General features: G+C 54.3%; 15 protein-coding genes. 10 read left to right on the top strand and 5 right to left on the bottom strand.

Annotated elements, in window-relative coordinates:
- The first annotated feature begins 2 nt into the window (after nucleotides 1-2).
- The 6 genes from METLA_RS0101565 to METLA_RS0101590 all read left to right on the top strand — a co-directional run bounded on the left by METLA_RS0101565 (nucleotide 3) and on the right by METLA_RS0101590 (nucleotide 5,831).
- Nucleotides 3-251, top strand: coding sequence for an acyl carrier protein (locus METLA_RS0101565; protein WP_024296876.1), 249 nt, complete (start codon nucleotides 3-5; stop codon nucleotides 249-251).
- Nucleotides 252-287: 36 nt separating this feature from the next.
- Nucleotides 288-839 (top strand): COG4648 family protein, encoded by a 552-nt coding sequence (locus METLA_RS0101570; protein ID WP_024296877.1) that lies wholly within the window; start codon nucleotides 288-290, stop codon nucleotides 837-839.
- Nucleotides 829-2,535, top strand: coding sequence for an ApeI family dehydratase (locus METLA_RS0101575; RefSeq protein ID WP_024296878.1), 1,707 nt, complete (start codon nucleotides 829-831; stop codon nucleotides 2,533-2,535). The genes METLA_RS0101570 and METLA_RS0101575 overlap by 11 nt, the downstream gene beginning before the upstream one ends.
- Nucleotides 2,532-3,266 (top strand): glycosyltransferase family 2 protein, encoded by a 735-nt coding sequence (locus METLA_RS0101580; protein ID WP_024296879.1) that lies wholly within the window; start codon nucleotides 2,532-2,534, stop codon nucleotides 3,264-3,266. The genes METLA_RS0101575 and METLA_RS0101580 overlap by 4 nt, the downstream gene beginning before the upstream one ends.
- A complete protein-coding gene (locus tag METLA_RS0101585; RefSeq protein ID WP_024296880.1) occupies nucleotides 3,263-4,189 on the top strand; it encodes a lysophospholipid acyltransferase family protein in 927 nt (308 codons plus the stop codon). The genes METLA_RS0101580 and METLA_RS0101585 overlap by 4 nt, the downstream gene beginning before the upstream one ends.
- Nucleotides 4,190-4,283: 94 nt before the next feature.
- Nucleotides 4,284-5,831 (top strand): HAL/PAL/TAL family ammonia-lyase, encoded by a 1,548-nt coding sequence (locus tag METLA_RS0101590; protein ID WP_024296881.1) that lies wholly within the window; start codon nucleotides 4,284-4,286, stop codon nucleotides 5,829-5,831.
- Nucleotides 5,832-5,863: 32 nt separating this feature from the next.
- Here the strand turns inward: METLA_RS0101590 and METLA_RS0101595 are convergent, their stop codons facing one another.
- Genes METLA_RS0101595 through fae form a run of 5 tightly spaced genes read right to left on the bottom strand, consistent with a single transcriptional unit; the run spans nucleotide 5,864 to nucleotide 9,897 of the window.
- On the bottom strand, nucleotides 5,864-6,517 hold the full coding sequence (locus tag METLA_RS0101595) for a PqiC family protein (protein WP_024296882.1): 654 nt from the start codon (nucleotides 6,515-6,517) through the stop codon (nucleotides 5,864-5,866).
- The gene (locus tag METLA_RS0101600) at nucleotides 6,510-8,090 is read right to left on the bottom strand and encodes a PqiB family protein (protein WP_029646315.1); all 1,581 of its coding nucleotides are present in this window, start codon (nucleotides 8,088-8,090) and stop codon (nucleotides 6,510-6,512) included. The genes METLA_RS0101595 and METLA_RS0101600 overlap by 8 nt, the downstream gene beginning before the upstream one ends.
- The gene (locus tag METLA_RS0101605) at nucleotides 8,090-8,704 is read right to left on the bottom strand and encodes a paraquat-inducible protein A (RefSeq protein ID WP_024296884.1); all 615 of its coding nucleotides are present in this window, start codon (nucleotides 8,702-8,704) and stop codon (nucleotides 8,090-8,092) included. Before METLA_RS0101605 ends, METLA_RS0101600 begins: the two co-directional genes overlap by 1 nt.
- Complete coding sequence (locus METLA_RS0101610) at nucleotides 8,701-9,330, bottom strand: paraquat-inducible protein A (protein WP_024296885.1); 630 nt, start codon at nucleotides 9,328-9,330, stop codon at nucleotides 8,701-8,703. The genes METLA_RS0101605 and METLA_RS0101610 overlap by 4 nt, the downstream gene beginning before the upstream one ends.
- A gap of 15 nt (nucleotides 9,331-9,345) precedes the next feature.
- Nucleotides 9,346-9,897 carry a formaldehyde-activating enzyme gene (gene fae, locus METLA_RS0101615; RefSeq protein WP_024296886.1) on the bottom strand — a complete coding sequence of 184 codons (552 nt, stop codon included), beginning with the start codon at nucleotides 9,895-9,897 and terminating at the stop codon, nucleotides 9,346-9,348.
- A 512-nt stretch (nucleotides 9,898-10,409) separates the two neighbouring features.
- Here fae and METLA_RS0101620 point away from each other — a divergent pair.
- The 4 genes from METLA_RS0101620 to METLA_RS0101635 all read left to right on the top strand — a co-directional run bounded on the left by METLA_RS0101620 (nucleotide 10,410) and on the right by METLA_RS0101635 (nucleotide 14,761).
- Entirely contained in the window at nucleotides 10,410-10,949 is a 540-nt protein-coding gene (locus METLA_RS0101620) for a chemotaxis protein CheW (protein WP_024296887.1), read from the top strand.
- Between the two features lie 411 nt (nucleotides 10,950-11,360).
- Complete coding sequence (locus tag METLA_RS0101625) at nucleotides 11,361-11,714, top strand: PleD family two-component system response regulator (protein WP_152539346.1); 354 nt, start codon at nucleotides 11,361-11,363, stop codon at nucleotides 11,712-11,714.
- Between the two features lie 157 nt (nucleotides 11,715-11,871).
- The gene (locus tag METLA_RS0101630; RefSeq protein ID WP_161635373.1) at nucleotides 11,872-12,597 is read left to right on the top strand and encodes a GTP-binding protein; all 726 of its coding nucleotides are present in this window, start codon (nucleotides 11,872-11,874) and stop codon (nucleotides 12,595-12,597) included.
- A gap of 334 nt (nucleotides 12,598-12,931) precedes the next feature.
- On the top strand, nucleotides 12,932-14,761 hold the full coding sequence (locus METLA_RS0101635; protein ID WP_024296890.1) for an LTA synthase family protein: 1,830 nt from the start codon (nucleotides 12,932-12,934) through the stop codon (nucleotides 14,759-14,761).
- Nucleotides 14,762-14,856 lie beyond the last annotated feature (95 nt).

Raw genomic sequence — 14,856 nt, forward strand, 5'->3', positions numbered from 1 at the left:
TGATGGAAAATCGTGAACAAATTTTGGCGGCCATTCAGGGCTTGATGGTCGAGATGTTTGAATTGGACAAAGAGGACATTACGCTGGAGGCGCGGCTGTATCAAGACCTCGATTTCGACAGCATCGATGCGGTCGATATGATCGTCAGGCTGAAGGAAATAACCGGCAAGGCGGTCAAGCCGGAGGATTTCAAAACGGCGCGCACGATCGGCGATGTGGTCGAGGCGGTTTATAAGATGGTCAATGCATAGGGGAAAGCTCCAAGGCGAGAGGTGAAACAAGATTGCATGCGTCCATTGATCAACATCGTCATAGGTCTTTTGACTATCGCCTATCCCTTCGCGGTCTATTTCGGCATCCAGTATTTCGAACCGTGGAAAATCGCCGCAGTTTTGATAGGCTTGTTGATGATCAGACAGGCTTTCGGCGGCTTCAAGGCACTAGGCGGCCGGCTGATAGTGATCGCCGGTATGATCTTTTGCGCGCTCGCGATCTGGCGCAACGATCCGATTACCCTGCGATTTTATCCGGTCATGATGAATGGCGCGTTGCTGACGCTGTTTACCTGGAGTCTGTTCCATCCGCCGACCGTGATCGAACGTCTGGCCCGCCTGCGTCATCCGGACCTGCCGCCTTCGGGCGTTGCTTATACGCGGCGTGTGACCCAGGTCTGGTGCGGCTTTTTCATGCTGAACGGCGGCATCGCGTTGGCGACCGCATTATGGAGCAGTTTCGAAATCTGGAGTTTATACAACGGCCTGATAGCTTATTTGCTGATGGGCACTTTGTTTGGCGGCGAATACCTGGTGCGGATCAGAACACAAAAGCATGTGGAATAATTTGATTTTGCTGTCAACGTGCGGCATCGAAGTGATGCAGGACCCGGTGCCGATCGCACGCCATCAGGGGATGCTGTATCGGAGTGATCAATTCGCTAAGGCGGTCGGCACTTGGGCGCATACATTGCGGAGAGAACCCGATCGGCGTTATGCGTTATATACGCAGGATGCCTATCCGTTTGCGGTACTGTTGTTCGCGCTGCTGCATGCCGGCAAGGAAGTCTGGATTTCCGGCAACAATCTGCCCGAAACCGCGCGGCAACTGCGTCTTGAACGATGCCGACTGCTGGGCGACTGGCCGGATGATCCTTTCGATGCGGATTTACTGACGACAGAAGGCTCGGATAGCCGTCTTACGGCTCTCGCTATGGATGTTCCCTGCATCGTCCTGTTTACCTCGGGTTCCTCGGGGCCGCCGAAAGCGGTGCCGAAAACCCTGCGCCAGTTACAGGCCGAAATTGATATGCTGGAAAGTCTTTGGGGAGGCTTGCTGGAAGATGCATGTATTGCGGGCACGGTCAGTCATCAGCATATCTATGGCCTGTTGTTCAGGGTGTTATGGCCGCTGTCGGCGGGGCGCTGTTTCCATAGCCCAATGTTTTTGAGCCCCGAAGCGCTCTTGGCTGATGGCGATGCCGCCAAGACTTGCTGGATCGCGAGTCCCGGCCATCTGAAGCGACTCGACGAGCAATCGCCCTGGCAGGGTATCGCCGGCCTTGCGGCGATTTTTAGCTCAGGCGGCCCCTTGCCAGCGGAAGCGGCCCGGCAAATCTTCACTGCCAGCGGCCGCAAGGTGATCGAAGTTTACGGCAGCACCGAGACCGGCGGCATTGCCTGGCGGCAGGCGTCCGGGCAGATCGACGCGTCGTGGCAGCCGTTTGCGGATATCCGGATCCAATGGATAGCCGACAGGCCCCATCTTTATTCGCCTTATTTGACCGCTCAGGACGGCCTGCCGTTGGATGATCGTCTGACCCAACTGGATGACGGCCGCTTTCTGCTGCACGGAAGGCAGGACCGTATCGTCAAGATCGAAGAGAAAAGGCTGTCGCTGACCGCCCTGGAGCAGCGTCTTCAGGATACGCACTGGATTGCCGAAGCCTACGCGTTGGTGCTGGCCCGTCACCGGGATGTGGTCGCGATCGCGGCGGTCTTGAATGATAGTGGCGCGGCACAGCTTCAGGAGCAGGGTAGAAACGCGCTGATCAAACAATTGCGTAGCGTCCTTGCCGACAGTTTCGACGCGGTGACGCTGCCCAGAAAATGGCTGTTCGTGAACTCAATTCCGCTGACCACGCAAGGCAAAGTGAACCAGGAACTTTTGACCTCGCTGATGAATACCGATACCCGGAGCCTGCCGAGAGTGCTGGCCGCCGAAATGGATGTGGCCTGTGTGCGCCTCAGGATCAAAGTGCCGAAGGAGCTCAGTTATTTTCCTGATCATTTTCCGGAATTTCCGTTATTGCCGGGCGTGGTGCAGATCGGCTGGGCGGAGCATTTCGGCAAGATTTTTTTTCCGGTCACCGCGCCTTTTTCGCATATGGAAGTGATCAAGTTCGGCAAGATGATCCGTCCGGATGACGAACTGGAATTAAGCCTGGAATGGCGTGAAGCTTCCGGCAAATTGGTTTTCCAATACAGCAGGGGAGCCGAGCCCTACAGTTCCGGGCGCCTGGTCTATGGAGCCGAGTCTTGAAAACCTGCCTCATCATCCCCGTTTACAACCATGAACAGGCGCTGCCGCATGTGGTCGCGGCGATCAAGCCTTTCGGCTTGCCTGGCTTTTTGATCGATGACGGCAGTTCTAAGATTTGCCGGGAGGTGCTCGAAGATTGCGCCCGCCGTGAAGCCGATTGGCTGACCTTGATCGTCCGCGCCGACAACGGCGGCAAGGGCGCGGCGGTGCTCGACGGCTTCCGGGCTGCGACCGCGCAAGGCTTTACCCATGCCTTGCAGATCGATGCGGACGGCCAGCATCAAATCGAAGACATCCCGCGCTTTTTGGAGGCGAGCCGGCAGCACCCGGAGGCGTTGATCGCAGGCCAGCCGGTCTTCGGCAAGGAGGCGCCGCTTAGCCGCCAGTATGGCCGCCAGTTCACCAATCTCTGGGTCTGGATCAATACCTTGTCACTGGCGATCGGCGATGCGATGTGCGGCTTCAGGCTGTATCCGCTGGCGGCGGTCGAACGGCTCTGCGCAAACGCCAAGATCAGCCGGCGCATGGATTTCGATATCGACATCATCGTCAGGCTGTACTGGCAGGGTGTGTGGGTGATCAATCTGCCGACCCGGGTCAGTTACCCGCTGGACGGCGTCTCGCATTTTCGGCTGTGGCGCGACAATCTGATGATCTCGAAAATCCACGCGCGGTTGTTTTTCGGCATGCTGGCGCGCCTGCCTCGCCTGATTCCGAGGCATTGGCGATGAAAAAACCGCACTGGGCGGAGATGGGCGAGTACAGCCTGGTCTGGGGTATGCGTCTGCTGCTGTGGATTTATCGCTTCGGCGGGCGTCCTATCGTGCAGTGTTTTTTGTATCCGGTGGTCGCTTACTACTGGCTGGTGAACCGGCGGGGCAGAGCCGCGAGCCGCGATTATCTGCGCCGTGTCGCAGGGTTCTCGGCGGATTTGCAAGTGAGCGGCGGCTTGCTGGACAGCTTTCGGCATTTCATGACCTTCGCGGAAGCGATACTCGACAAACTGGCGGCTTGGTCCGGACTGATTGCGCTTGGCGATGTCGAATGCCTGGGGCGTGAAGCGTTACAGTCGTGGCTCGAACGTGGGCAGGGCGTGTTGCTGCTCGGCTCGCATCTGGGCAATCTGGAAGTCTGCAGGGTGCTTGCGAATCTCAAAAAAGACATTCGGATCAATGTGCTCGTGCATACCCGGCATGCCGAAAAATTCAGCGAGCTGTTGAGCTATTACAACGACGCGAGCCGGCTCAATCTGATCCAGGTCACTGAAATTAGCGCGGCTACCTCGATGCGGCTGGCGGACAAGATCGATCAGGGAGAGATCGTGATCGTCGCGGCCGACCGGACGCCGGTGAACAATCAATATCGTGTCGCGGAGGCCGATTTTTTAGGCGCCAAGGCGTTTTTTCCGGAAGGCCCGTTCATTTTGGCGGCGTTGTTGAAATGTCCGGTTTTGACGGTATTTTGCCTGAAGCGACGCGGCAAGTATGTCATTTATTTCGACCCTTTCAGCGGCGGCCTCAGGTATCCGAGAAAGCAGCGCGAGCAGGCATTACAGGAAACAATCCAGCGCTACGCGAACCGTTTGCAGGCCTATTGTCTGCAGGAGCCGTTGCAATGGTTTAATTTTTACCCGTTTTGGCACAAGGAATCATGAAGTTGTTATACCGATTAGAGGATGATTCGATTCATGCTCTTGCAGGTTGGGTTTACTGGATAAGAACGGCGGCGATGGCCTTGGAGTTGCCGCGATGAAAGGGGGCTTAATCAGCAAAACCGTCATTTTTGACGGCCATCCGCTCAGTATCGAAGACATCGGCCGGATTACGCACAGGCAGGCATTCGCCGAATTGAGCCGGGCGCCGGCCTTCGTCGATCGTATCGATAAAGGCGCGCGCTTCATCGAGACGCTGTTAAATGAGCAAGGCTTCGTCTATGGCGTGACGACCGGCTTCGGCGATTCCTGCACCATTCCGATTCCGCTCGAATGGGTCAACGAACTTTCAAGGCATCTGTACACCTTCCACGGCTGCGGCCTCGGAGAGCATTTCAGCGCCGAAGAAACCCGCGCGATTCTGGCCGTGCGCCTGAACAGCCTCGCGCAAGGCTACTCAGGAGTCCGTTACCTGCTGCTCCTGCGTCTGGCCGCTCTGCTCGAACATGACATCCTGCCGTTGATCCCGAAGGAAGGCTCGGTCGGCGCGAGCGGCGACTTGACGCCGCTGTCCTATGTCGCGGCGGTCTTGGCCGGCGAGCGCGAGGTGTTGTATCAGGGCGAGCGCCGCCATGCCGGCGAGGTCTTCACGACGCTTGGCATCGAGCCTTTGGTGTTGAAACCGAAGGAAGGCCTCGCGATCATGAACGGCACCGCGGCGATGACCGGCGTGGCCTGTCTGGCTTATCGGCGGGCGGAATACCTTTCGCGCCTGGCGACTCGAATCACCAGCCTCGCCTCGATCGCATTGGCAGGCAATGCCTATCACTACGACGAAAAACTGTTCACGGTCAAACCGCATCCCGGCCAAAATCGTGCGGCCGGCCGTATCCGCGCCGATTTGCAGTTGACCGAAGCCGCTCCGCGCCACGACACCCGCCTGCAGGACCGCTACTCGTTACGCTGCGCCCCGCATGTGATCGGCGTCCTCGAAGACGCACTCCCCTGGCTGCGCCAGTTTATCGAAAACGAACTGAACAGCGCGAACGACAACCCGATCATCGACGCGGAAGGCGAACATGTGCTGCACGGCGGCCATTTCTACGGCGGCCATATCGCCTTCGCGATGGACAGTATGAAGGCCGCGGTCGCCAATCTGGCCGATCTGTTGGACCGGCAAATGGCGCAGTTGATGGATACTAAATTCAATCAGGGTCTGCCGGCTAACCTGTCCGGCGCGAGCGGCCCCGCCGCCGGCCTGAACCATGGCTTCAAGGCCGTGCAGATCGCGGTCTCGGCCTGGACTGCCGAAGCCCTCAAACTGACCATGCCCGCCAGCGTCTTTTCGCGCTCGACCGAATGCCACAACCAGGACAAGGTCAGCATGGGCACGATCGCGGCCCGGGACTGCATCCGCATCATCGAACTGACCGAACAGGTCGCCGCCGCTATGCTGCTGGCGGCGGTGCAGGGCGTGGAACTCAGAGGCGGCCTGGAGGCGTTGAGTCCTGCTGTCGTCCGCACGCTGCAGCAGGTGCGCGAACGGAGCCCGTTTTTGAGCGAAGATAGAGGTCTCGAAAAGGAATTGCGTTGGATGGTGGAGTCGATACGAGATCAGGGTTTGCTTTTATACGGCACCGAGTAAGACGGGAGTCACTCATCCCGTTCCGCATTATGCTAAGGGGTTAGAGAAGCCAGGCTGCCGGCTAGCTGCCTGCTGAATTCCTCTAGGGTTTCGCTCAATGCCTTGACCGTATCGGCATGGCCAGTACCGGCCTGATGGCGGTCAATCCTGGCTTGGCCGTGCTTGAGTAGGCGATGGCTTTTATCGTCCATGATCGACCAGTTTACCCGTAGTTCGGCGGTTTGCGCGGCGTTCGTTTCGAAGCGCGCGATGTCGATGATCACATGAAAATCCATGTCGCCGTAGGCGCTCCACGGATAGGCTTTGATGATGTCGTTTTGCAGCAGAACGGACAGGTTTTGCGCCAGCGTTTCGGTGATCGCCTCCTTTAACGGCGCGGCCCATTGGTGGAATTCGCTCGATGTGATGCTGTTGTCGCCGGTGCGGGTGACGAGCTGCTTGCGTTCGAGCAGCGCGGGCACGGTGACCGGGCCGATGCCGATCAGCCGTTTCGGGGCTTTGGATGGAGAGGATTGCGCCGGGAGGCTTAAGGGGCTCAGTACATAGAAATGCGTTTCCGGCGTCGCGGCGCAGGCGGATAGCAGCCATATGGACAGGAAGGGTAGGGTGGATAAGCGCAGCGCATCCACCAAAACCGCCGAGGTGGATGCGCTTTGCTTATCCACCCTACATATCAACTTATTCATCGTCTTTACCGCGTAGTAGTGCTTCCGGGTGTTGTTCCAGATAATCGGTCAGTTGCTTGACCGAATTGGCCGATTGATTCAATTCCAGCAGCAGTTTGTCGATCTCATGGCGCGTGGTCGAGCCCGGTTCGAGAGAGCGTAGCAGCTGGTCGGCCGATTGCAGCGATTTATCGGCGCTGCCCATCGTTTGCTTGGCATCGGTCAGCATGCCGTTGGCCGCCTTCGAGGTGACTTGCAGCGATTTCAGGGTGCTGTTCATTTCGGTAGTCAATTCATTGAGCGGCAGTTTGGCGATCTTGTCCATGATCGTCTGCGCCGCATGCGTGAACTGATCGAGCGAGCTCGGGATGGTCGGGAATTCCTGATAAGTGCTGTTGTTTGAGTGCAAGGCGACTTTGCTGTTCGGATGAAAATCGAGATCGACCAGGAGTTGGCCGGTCAACAGGCTGCCGGTTTGCAGTTGCGCGCGCAGGCCCTTGCTGATCAGACGTGACATCATGTCCTTATTGCTGACGTTCGGCTGCTTGTTGATTTCCTTGATCCGGTCCGGCTCCAGGTCGACCGTGACCGGAATCCGGATGTCCGCGGTCTTGGCGTCCAGTTCCAGGCTGATGCCGGTGACCGCGCCGATCGGTATCCCGCGCAGCTGCACCGGCGCGCCTTCGGTCAGGCCGCGCACCGAGCCGTTGAAATACATCACATATTTGAGCGTGTTGCGGTATTCGATCTGGGTCGATTGCTCGTAGGTGTCGTAGAGGTGGAACATCGCATATTCCGGTTTCACATCCTTGACCGTATCGTCAGGAGGTGTGCGGAAGGCGATACCGCCGCTCAGCATCGAGACCAGCGGGCCGGTGCGGACTTTGAAGCCATCCGCGCCCGCCGATAAATCGATGCCGCTGTCTTTCCAGAAGCGGGTGTTTTTGCGCACGAATTGATCGTAAGGGGCCTTGATGAAGATGACCAGACGGATCGAGTCGGCATGGACCGAGAGTTCCTGAGTCAACACCTCGCCGACCGGAATGCCGTGAAAATTGATCTGTGTGCGGGGGCCGAGCGAGCCGAGGTTTGCCGTTTCGAGCACGAATTGCCTGCCTTTGGCCTCGGTCTTCAGCACCGGCGCCGCGGGCAGGCCGGTGAAATGATGCTGATGCGGGCCGTCGCCGGGTTTGACTTCGATATAGGCGCCGGAAATCAGCGTATTCAGCCCCGAAATGCCGGCCAGACCCACTTGCGGGCGCACGACCCAGAAGCTGGTGTTTTGGTTCAGGTAATTTTCGGCGGTGTGGTGCATCTGCGCGGTGACCTGGATCGTTTTCGCATCCTGATTGATGTTGATGTCGGTGACCTTGCCGATTTCGACATCCAGATAACGAATCTTGGTCTTGTCGATTTCGAGTCCTTCGGCGGTCGGAAAATCGATCGTGATCACAGGGCCTTTTTCGGAGGCCGATTTATAGATCAGCCAGCCGCTGACGATGAACGCGCAAATCGGCAGCAGCCAGACCAGAGGCAACTCGGCCTTCTTGTTCAGCGACGTGTCTTGGGTTTCGTAGGAAAATTCGTCGTTCATCAAATTTTTTGATTATCCCAAATCAGGCGGGGGTCGAAATTCTTGGCCGCAAACAGCGTGATTACGACGACCGAGGCAAAGGCGGTCGCGGCGGGGCCGGCAAGGACCTGGGCGACACCGCCGAGATCGACCAATGAAATCAGGATCGAAATCATGAAGATGTCCAGCATCGACCAGCGGCCGACGAAGGCGATGATCCGGTACATCAAGGTCCAGCGGCGCGCGTTGACCTGCCAGCGGTAAAACACGCAAAGCCAGAGCAGGCTCAGGCCGATCAGTTTCAACAGCGGCACCAGTATGCTCGCGATGAAAACCAGGATCGCGATCGGCAGCATATCGCCTTCGATCAGGGTCAAAATGCCGCCGAGGATCGTATGCGTCTCGCCGACGCCGAATTGGGTCACGGTCATGATCGGATAAATATTGGCCGGAACATACAGCGCATAGCCGCAGAGTAAAAACGCCAGCGTACGTTGTAGGCTGTTCGGGATGCGCGCATGCAGCGAACTGCCGCAGACAGGGCAGGGCCTTGATGCCGCACCGCGCTGCGCGAGCGCGCCGCACTCGTCGCAGCGGATCAAGCCTTGCCGTAGCGCACTGGGCAGAGACTTCATGCCGGTTTCCGGCGCAAGGCGTCGATGCGCCGCCAAAACAGCGCGGAATCGAGGCTGCCGGCCAGGGTGACCGCGACCAGCAGCAGGCCGACAAACGCATACAAGCCCATGCCGAAGCGCAGGTCGGCCATCGATGACAACTTGACGCAGGCGACAATGATACCGAGCGTATAGACCTCGAGCATCGCCCATTCGTCGAGATGTTGCAGCCAGCGCATCCACTGCGCCAGGTTACGATTCGGCCGATTCAAATAAAGATGCGCGCTGATCGCGAGTGTCAACAGGATGTTCACCAGCGGAAACAGCATGCTGGACAGAAACACCAGGGCCGCGACCGCCCACATATGTTCAGCGTAGAGCGCCATCACGCCGGAAAACAGAATGCCGTCTTTCGTATTGCCGAGGAATTTGATGCCGAGCAGCGGCAGGCAATTAGCCGGGATGAACAGCAGCAGGCCGGTGATCGACAGGGCCAGGCTGCGTTCGATGCTGTTTTTTTGCGCGCGCTGCAACAGAAAGCCGCAGCGCGGGCAATGCGCCTTGTCGCCAGAGTCGAGCGCTGCCGGTTTCAGCAGCGCATCGCATTCCGGGCAGGCTTCCAGTTGCAGCCTAGGCTGGGCGCGCATCGGCGATAACCCGTGTTACCACTGCGACTCGCCGGTTTCCGGATCGTACATTTCATGGAAAATCTTATGCCGGTTCGCTTTCAATTCCTCGATCGTCGGTGAATTGCTCATCGCGCGCGAAATCGCCAGCTTCATCGCCTCATAATTGGTCCGGTACAGATCTTTCCGGTCCAGGTCCGGATTGGTCGCGCATTCCGGCGCGATCCAGACCATCGCGATGATGCACAGATCGTTGGCCTGATCGGCCGGCAGCACACCGTCGATCACGCTGTCCAGCACCGCATCGGCAATCGCCGATTGCACCGGGCCGCCGAGCAGATTCACATACGCCGATGATTTGATGGTCACTTTCGGCACCATCAAGGTGGCCGGACGTACCTGCTGGTTGCAGGCGCGAATCGCGAACATCCGGGTATGACCCTCGGTTTGGCCCATCAAATTTGCAAACGCATGGCCGGCAGGCCCCTGTACATGGCCGATCAGAATTTCGGGCATCGCGTCGGTGCCTTGACCTTCGCTGGAAAATACGGTGGCTTCGCCGGTTCTGAACCAAATTTTATCTGACATAACAAATCCGCTAAGTTGAGCTGAGAAACGCCCATTCTATGACGGATGGAGGAGGGCGGCAATATAGGATGAGAAAGCGCGGGGCAAATAGAGTGCTAGCGATAAATTCCATAGACAATGACAAAAGGCTTGAAATGCGGCCGGGGCGACATGGTGCACTTGCTTATAGATTTTTCTATGGGATTGCTGGATTTTATTGTGAACAAGATCTAAAAAGTAAGTAATTTTACTGGATATGGAATTATAAAAAACGCTAGACTTGGGTGCGGGTAAAAAAAAGTGGTAAGTACAAGCATAATTTGTTTAGCGCATAAAAAACGCTTTTGGGCGCCTTATAGTGGAATCCAGTCGTAATCGATACCGCGCATCATTATTGCCAGCAAGCGCCAAAGGCTGGCAGCTATTCGGCTTAAATACAGAATGTGAAATTTGATTGCCATCTCGGAATTAGATAGTTCTAATTTGAATCACTAACGGAAGCATATTTATGTTTCCATCTGGAGTGCTTTTCTATGTATGAAAAATTCCCAGCGGTTGAAGAAGGGAGCAAGGTTGAAAAATCAGCAATGCAGAACTTAATAGCCAATTCGGCAATGTCTTTAGCAAATGAAGCAATGGCCTTCGGAATTTGCATTGGACGTATCGGATTTCTGCTGCCTGCCTCCCATTATTGTGAAGTCATCGATCATGCATCAATTGAACCATTGCCAAACCCCGCTCCGTGGATAAACGGCGTGCTGAATTTGCGCGGAAATGATGTGCCGGTTTTCGATTTACACGTGGCGATCAGTGAGGATCTGCCGGATCCGGATAATAGATGCCTATGCCTGATTGGCGAAGGTGATAAAGCCGCAGCTTTATGGATAGACGGGGTTCCGGAAGTCAAAGGCAGTGCATTATTTCCGCCCGTCAAAGATCTAGCGAAGCTACCGGTGCTTCAATATACCGATAATGCTAAGCAACGCGGCCTGGTTTGGTTCAAAATGAATTTTGACGATTTATTTGAGGCATTAGGCAGTCAGCGTTGTGGATCGGAAGGAGTTGATGTTTGACTCAGGCGACATAGAGCCCATCGGAAAACGTCAGCTATAGCCACTCTGTTTTAACGCTACCATTTTGTACATGCATCGTAACTGATTTAACCAAAGTCGATCATGCACGTTGTCATCTAACGGCAGATCGCCAATGGATCCACAGGCTCGAATGAGCCGCCATAAAAAAGCAGGCCGTCAGCGTGTCGTGGGCGGATTTAAGAAGTCTGGTTTAAAAACTCATTTTAATGGCTAGGAATTTTTTGTGTTTAAGCTAAAATAAATTTTGGGTGTGTCTACCTTATTTAAGGCTTAATGCGGGTTCAACCTAAAGGTCAATCTTCGCCCTCGCTGGACTTGGCTCTATCTCAATAATGTGTATCGAAATACGTCAAAACTTTTTATTTGACTCTTAAAGGTGATGCTATGTCAATGCGGAAAATATTATTCTGTTACGCATCTACAACAGAAGTCTCGTATCAAAAAAATACATTGGAAAGCGCAAATTATATTTTAGTTTGCGCTAACAACCGTAAAGACGTTATTAATAAAGCTAAATTAGAAAAGCCTGACCTTATTTATATGGATATCATGACACTAGAGGAAAAATTTTATCAAATCGTGATCGCCTTACAAAACGACCATGAAACAAAAAATATTCCGATTATTTTTTTTAGCGACAAACATCAACTAGCGAATCGTATTTGGGCTCAGTTACAGGACGCGAGAAGCCTGAGAGTTAAATTTAACGAAGAACTCATGGCCGCGAAAATGAGTCCAGTTTAAATTATTTGGCATTGCAAAAAATTCAAACTGAATTCGTAGCACTAAATAAACAGGTATTGATGACTTTATCAGTCCTTGATTGTGTGGCTCGACAGAAAATAGGCAGGTCAAACTTTTGTTGGGCGCTTAGTCATCTTAAACAAGAAAGGGTATGTTTATGTATATGAAAAATATCGCATTAACCTCGGAATCGGCCGTTAACTCGGAGGCTTTCAACACGCTATTGGATAGACGGAGTTCTGATGCCGTCGGTTTATTAGGGAAACAAGATGCCTTCACGGCGATGGCTGAATCAATCGTTCAACCTAATATAAGAAGAAAGCAAGAACTTCTTAAAAAAAATGAACTTAAAATTGTCGTTGCAGGCAATGTGGGCTCCGGTAAGTCTACCTCCATAAAAGCAATTAGTGAAATACCTGTCATCTCTACCGAGACAAGAGCCACTGAAACCGACGCCTTGCACCGTAAAGAAACAACGACTACCGCCATCGATTATGGAGTCGCCCATATTGAAAACACCAAACTTCATATTTATGGCGCGCCAGGGCAAAGGCGTTTTGACTTTATGTCCGATATTTTGTGCAAAGGCGCCAGTGGCATGATTGTGATGATTGATAATGGGTGTCTGAACCCGTTAACTGAAATCGACTATTATCTCAACCAGCATGGTCACTTTTTGGCAAGCTCATCAGGAGTCATAGCGATTACTCATTTTGATGACAATAACACACAAACCAGCTTACTGGATTATCATACCTATATTCTAAAAAATGGATTCACTTGTCCGGTCATGTTGCTTGATGCCAGAAATAAACAGGAGGTTGAAAAAGTCTTGTTTAAATTACTTTTACAAATCAGGAATTCCAAGAACGGTAAAATCTAAGGCGCATTAGCGCAACGCAGCGGCACACCTTTGAATTGGCGGATTAGCCTAAATCAGTCGTTCACCCCATTGACAGGGTCTAAAGCTCAGTTCCCAAATTTTTTCGCGGTATTTCCCTGATGGTCCGGGCAGAGGAAACTATCCCGAGGCCCGCAACATTCAGCACGCGCATCCGCGTCCATATGAAACCGATCGGAGAATGGCGGAATGGGGTGGTCGTAAATAAGTCGAGGCGGTCGATAAGCTGATTGACATGGTGTGATAAGATGGCGCGTTCATTTTTCATTCAGCCCCATGGGTCGATACTGTCGTATCAGCCATTTTTTGTCCGATCATGCCGTATAAATATTTAGCGCCGCTGTTTTCGACCACTTTGCTCTATCTGGTGTTTTACCTGATCAGCACGTTCAAGTTCGATGTGCAATTGCAAACGGTGGCGATTCCGTACGACTTTTTATTACAGTTGTTTGTGGCTTATATGCTGTTTGCCTGCTCGCGGCGGCTATGGATATTTTTGGTGCTGCAAACCTTGCTGGCCGGCGTTTTATACATCGGCAATGCAGTCAAAATCTCGTTTTTCGGCGGTCCGATCATGCCGGACGATGTGTTTGCGTTGCGTTCTTTGCTGTTGATTCTGGACGGCTGGCGCTTTTTCGCGGCGGCGATCCCGTTGGCGGCGATTGCGAGCTTATTCCTGTTCAATTTCACGATGCGGCACTGGAGCGCTTATCTGGCCAGTTTGGCTGCGATTCTGATCGGCATGACGGTCGTTTATCAGCCGGCGATGATCGTGGAGCCGCTCGATAAACATTTCGGCAATTCGGTTTGGGATCAGCGTTCGAATTATCTTTGGCACGGCGCGACGATGTACAGCCTGCAGGAAGGCTCGCGTTATTTTCTGATGGCCGATGTGCCGCCGGACATGGACGAGGCACAGGAAGCGGCGCAAAATTTGCTGTCCGCACAAATGCCAGAGGATCATGCCGGCAAAACGTTCACGCCGCGCAATGTGCATCTGGTGCTGCTCGAATCGTTTTGGGATCCGAACGGCCTGAAAAAAGCGCACTACAAACAGAATCCTTTGGCCCCGGATTTTCGCAAACTCTGGAAAAGCGCCGATTATGCGCATGCGATGGCGCCGGTCTTCGGCGGTTACACGGCCAATTCGGAATTTGAAGTGCTGTGCGGTTTTCCGGTCGTGAAAGACAATGTCAAATTCGAGCGCCAGTTATTGAATCAGGCGCCCTGTCTGCCGCATATATTGGCCGACAAAGGCTATAAGACGACCGCTTCGCATCCGAACGTGCCGGTATTCTGGAATCGGGTCAATGCGTATGAACGGATGGGCTTCCAGACCTATTGGTCGCTCGGTGATTTCATGCAGGACGACATGAACCGGGAGTTCCTGTCCGATGTGTCTCTGTACCGGCAAGTGCTGGACAAAATCAAACCCGCTCTCGAAGCCAAACAGCCGATCCTCGATTACATCGTGACTTATTTCGGACATTGGAATTATCCGCTCAGCGAAAGCCGCCCGTTCAAAGTCTCCTCGCCATCGCCGGTCGAGGAAGTCACCACCTATGCGAATACGGTGTATTACAAATCGCGGGAGTTGATGGGTTTCATCGCCGAGATGCAGAAACGCGACCCGGACGGCATCATCGTCCTGTTCGGCGATCATCTGCCGTTTTTGGGCGAGAATTTTGCGGGCTATGTCGATTCGGGCGTACTGGCGACGAACCGCAGCGAATTTACGCCGGAGATGTTCAAGTTCTATGTCAGCACGCCGATGCTGATTCTGAATGGCCGCAAAGGGCCGGTCAAAGCCGGCAGTCTGCCGCTGTACCAGGTGCCGGCGTTGATACTGAAACTGTTGAATTACGACGAGCCCGCGATCATGGATTACACGCAGCCTGTCAAGGGCATGCGCATCCGCCCTTTGCCGGGGTTGCATTTCGATCTGCTCGATGACGGCAAGATCGAAGTCTGCAAGGAGCCGCCTTATAACGAAACCTGCCAAAAATCGGCCGAATGGCTGCGCAACGTGAATATCGTCAGCAACGACCTGTTCATCGGCCGGCAGGAAACGCGGCCCGAACATCCGCCGCAGCCGGACGTGCAGGCGTTTGTCGGGCCGCCTGAACGAGGTGCGGTTCCTCATTAGTTGGCGTCGCTACGGATGCGCGATCACCACCCATCTCCGCGCTCTACATTACGTGCGTCAGGAACTTTTGCCGTTCAAAATAAAATTTATTGGCG

The organism is Methylomicrobium lacus LW14, assembly GCF_000527095.1.
GTDB lineage: Bacteria > Pseudomonadota > Gammaproteobacteria > Methylococcales > Methylomonadaceae > Methylomicrobium > Methylomicrobium lacus.

Excerpts from the sequence above, each read along its gene's own strand:
- METLA_RS0101570 (WP_024296877.1), top strand. The coding sequence starts at position 288 with ATGCGTCCATTGATCAACATCGTCATAGGTCTTTTGACTATCGCCTAT.
- METLA_RS0101610 (WP_024296885.1), bottom strand. The coding sequence starts at position 9,330 with ATGCGCGCCCAGCCTAGGCTGCAACTGGAAGCCTGCCCGGAATGCGAT.
- METLA_RS0101620 (WP_024296887.1), top strand. The coding sequence starts at position 10,410 with ATGTATGAAAAATTCCCAGCGGTTGAAGAAGGGAGCAAGGTTGAAAAA.
- fae (WP_024296886.1), bottom strand. The coding sequence starts at position 9,897 with ATGTCAGATAAAATTTGGTTCAGAACCGGCGAAGCCACCGTATTTTCC.
- METLA_RS0101630 (WP_161635373.1), top strand. The coding sequence starts at position 11,872 with ATGTATATGAAAAATATCGCATTAACCTCGGAATCGGCCGTTAACTCG.
- METLA_RS0101565 (WP_024296876.1), top strand. The coding sequence starts at position 3 with ATGGAAAATCGTGAACAAATTTTGGCGGCCATTCAGGGCTTGATGGTC.
- METLA_RS0101625 (WP_152539346.1), top strand. The coding sequence starts at position 11,361 with ATGCGGAAAATATTATTCTGTTACGCATCTACAACAGAAGTCTCGTAT.
- METLA_RS0101590 (WP_024296881.1), top strand. The coding sequence starts at position 4,284 with ATGAAAGGGGGCTTAATCAGCAAAACCGTCATTTTTGACGGCCATCCG.
- METLA_RS0101585 (WP_024296880.1), top strand. The coding sequence starts at position 3,263 with ATGAAAAAACCGCACTGGGCGGAGATGGGCGAGTACAGCCTGGTCTGG.
- METLA_RS0101595 (WP_024296882.1), bottom strand. The coding sequence starts at position 6,517 with ATGAATAAGTTGATATGTAGGGTGGATAAGCAAAGCGCATCCACCTCG.
- METLA_RS0101600 (WP_029646315.1), bottom strand. The coding sequence starts at position 8,090 with ATGAACGACGAATTTTCCTACGAAACCCAAGACACGTCGCTGAACAAG.
- METLA_RS0101635 (WP_024296890.1), top strand. The coding sequence starts at position 12,932 with ATGCCGTATAAATATTTAGCGCCGCTGTTTTCGACCACTTTGCTCTAT.
- METLA_RS0101605 (WP_024296884.1), bottom strand. The coding sequence starts at position 8,704 with ATGAAGTCTCTGCCCAGTGCGCTACGGCAAGGCTTGATCCGCTGCGAC.
- METLA_RS0101575 (WP_024296878.1), top strand. The coding sequence starts at position 829 with ATGTGGAATAATTTGATTTTGCTGTCAACGTGCGGCATCGAAGTGATG.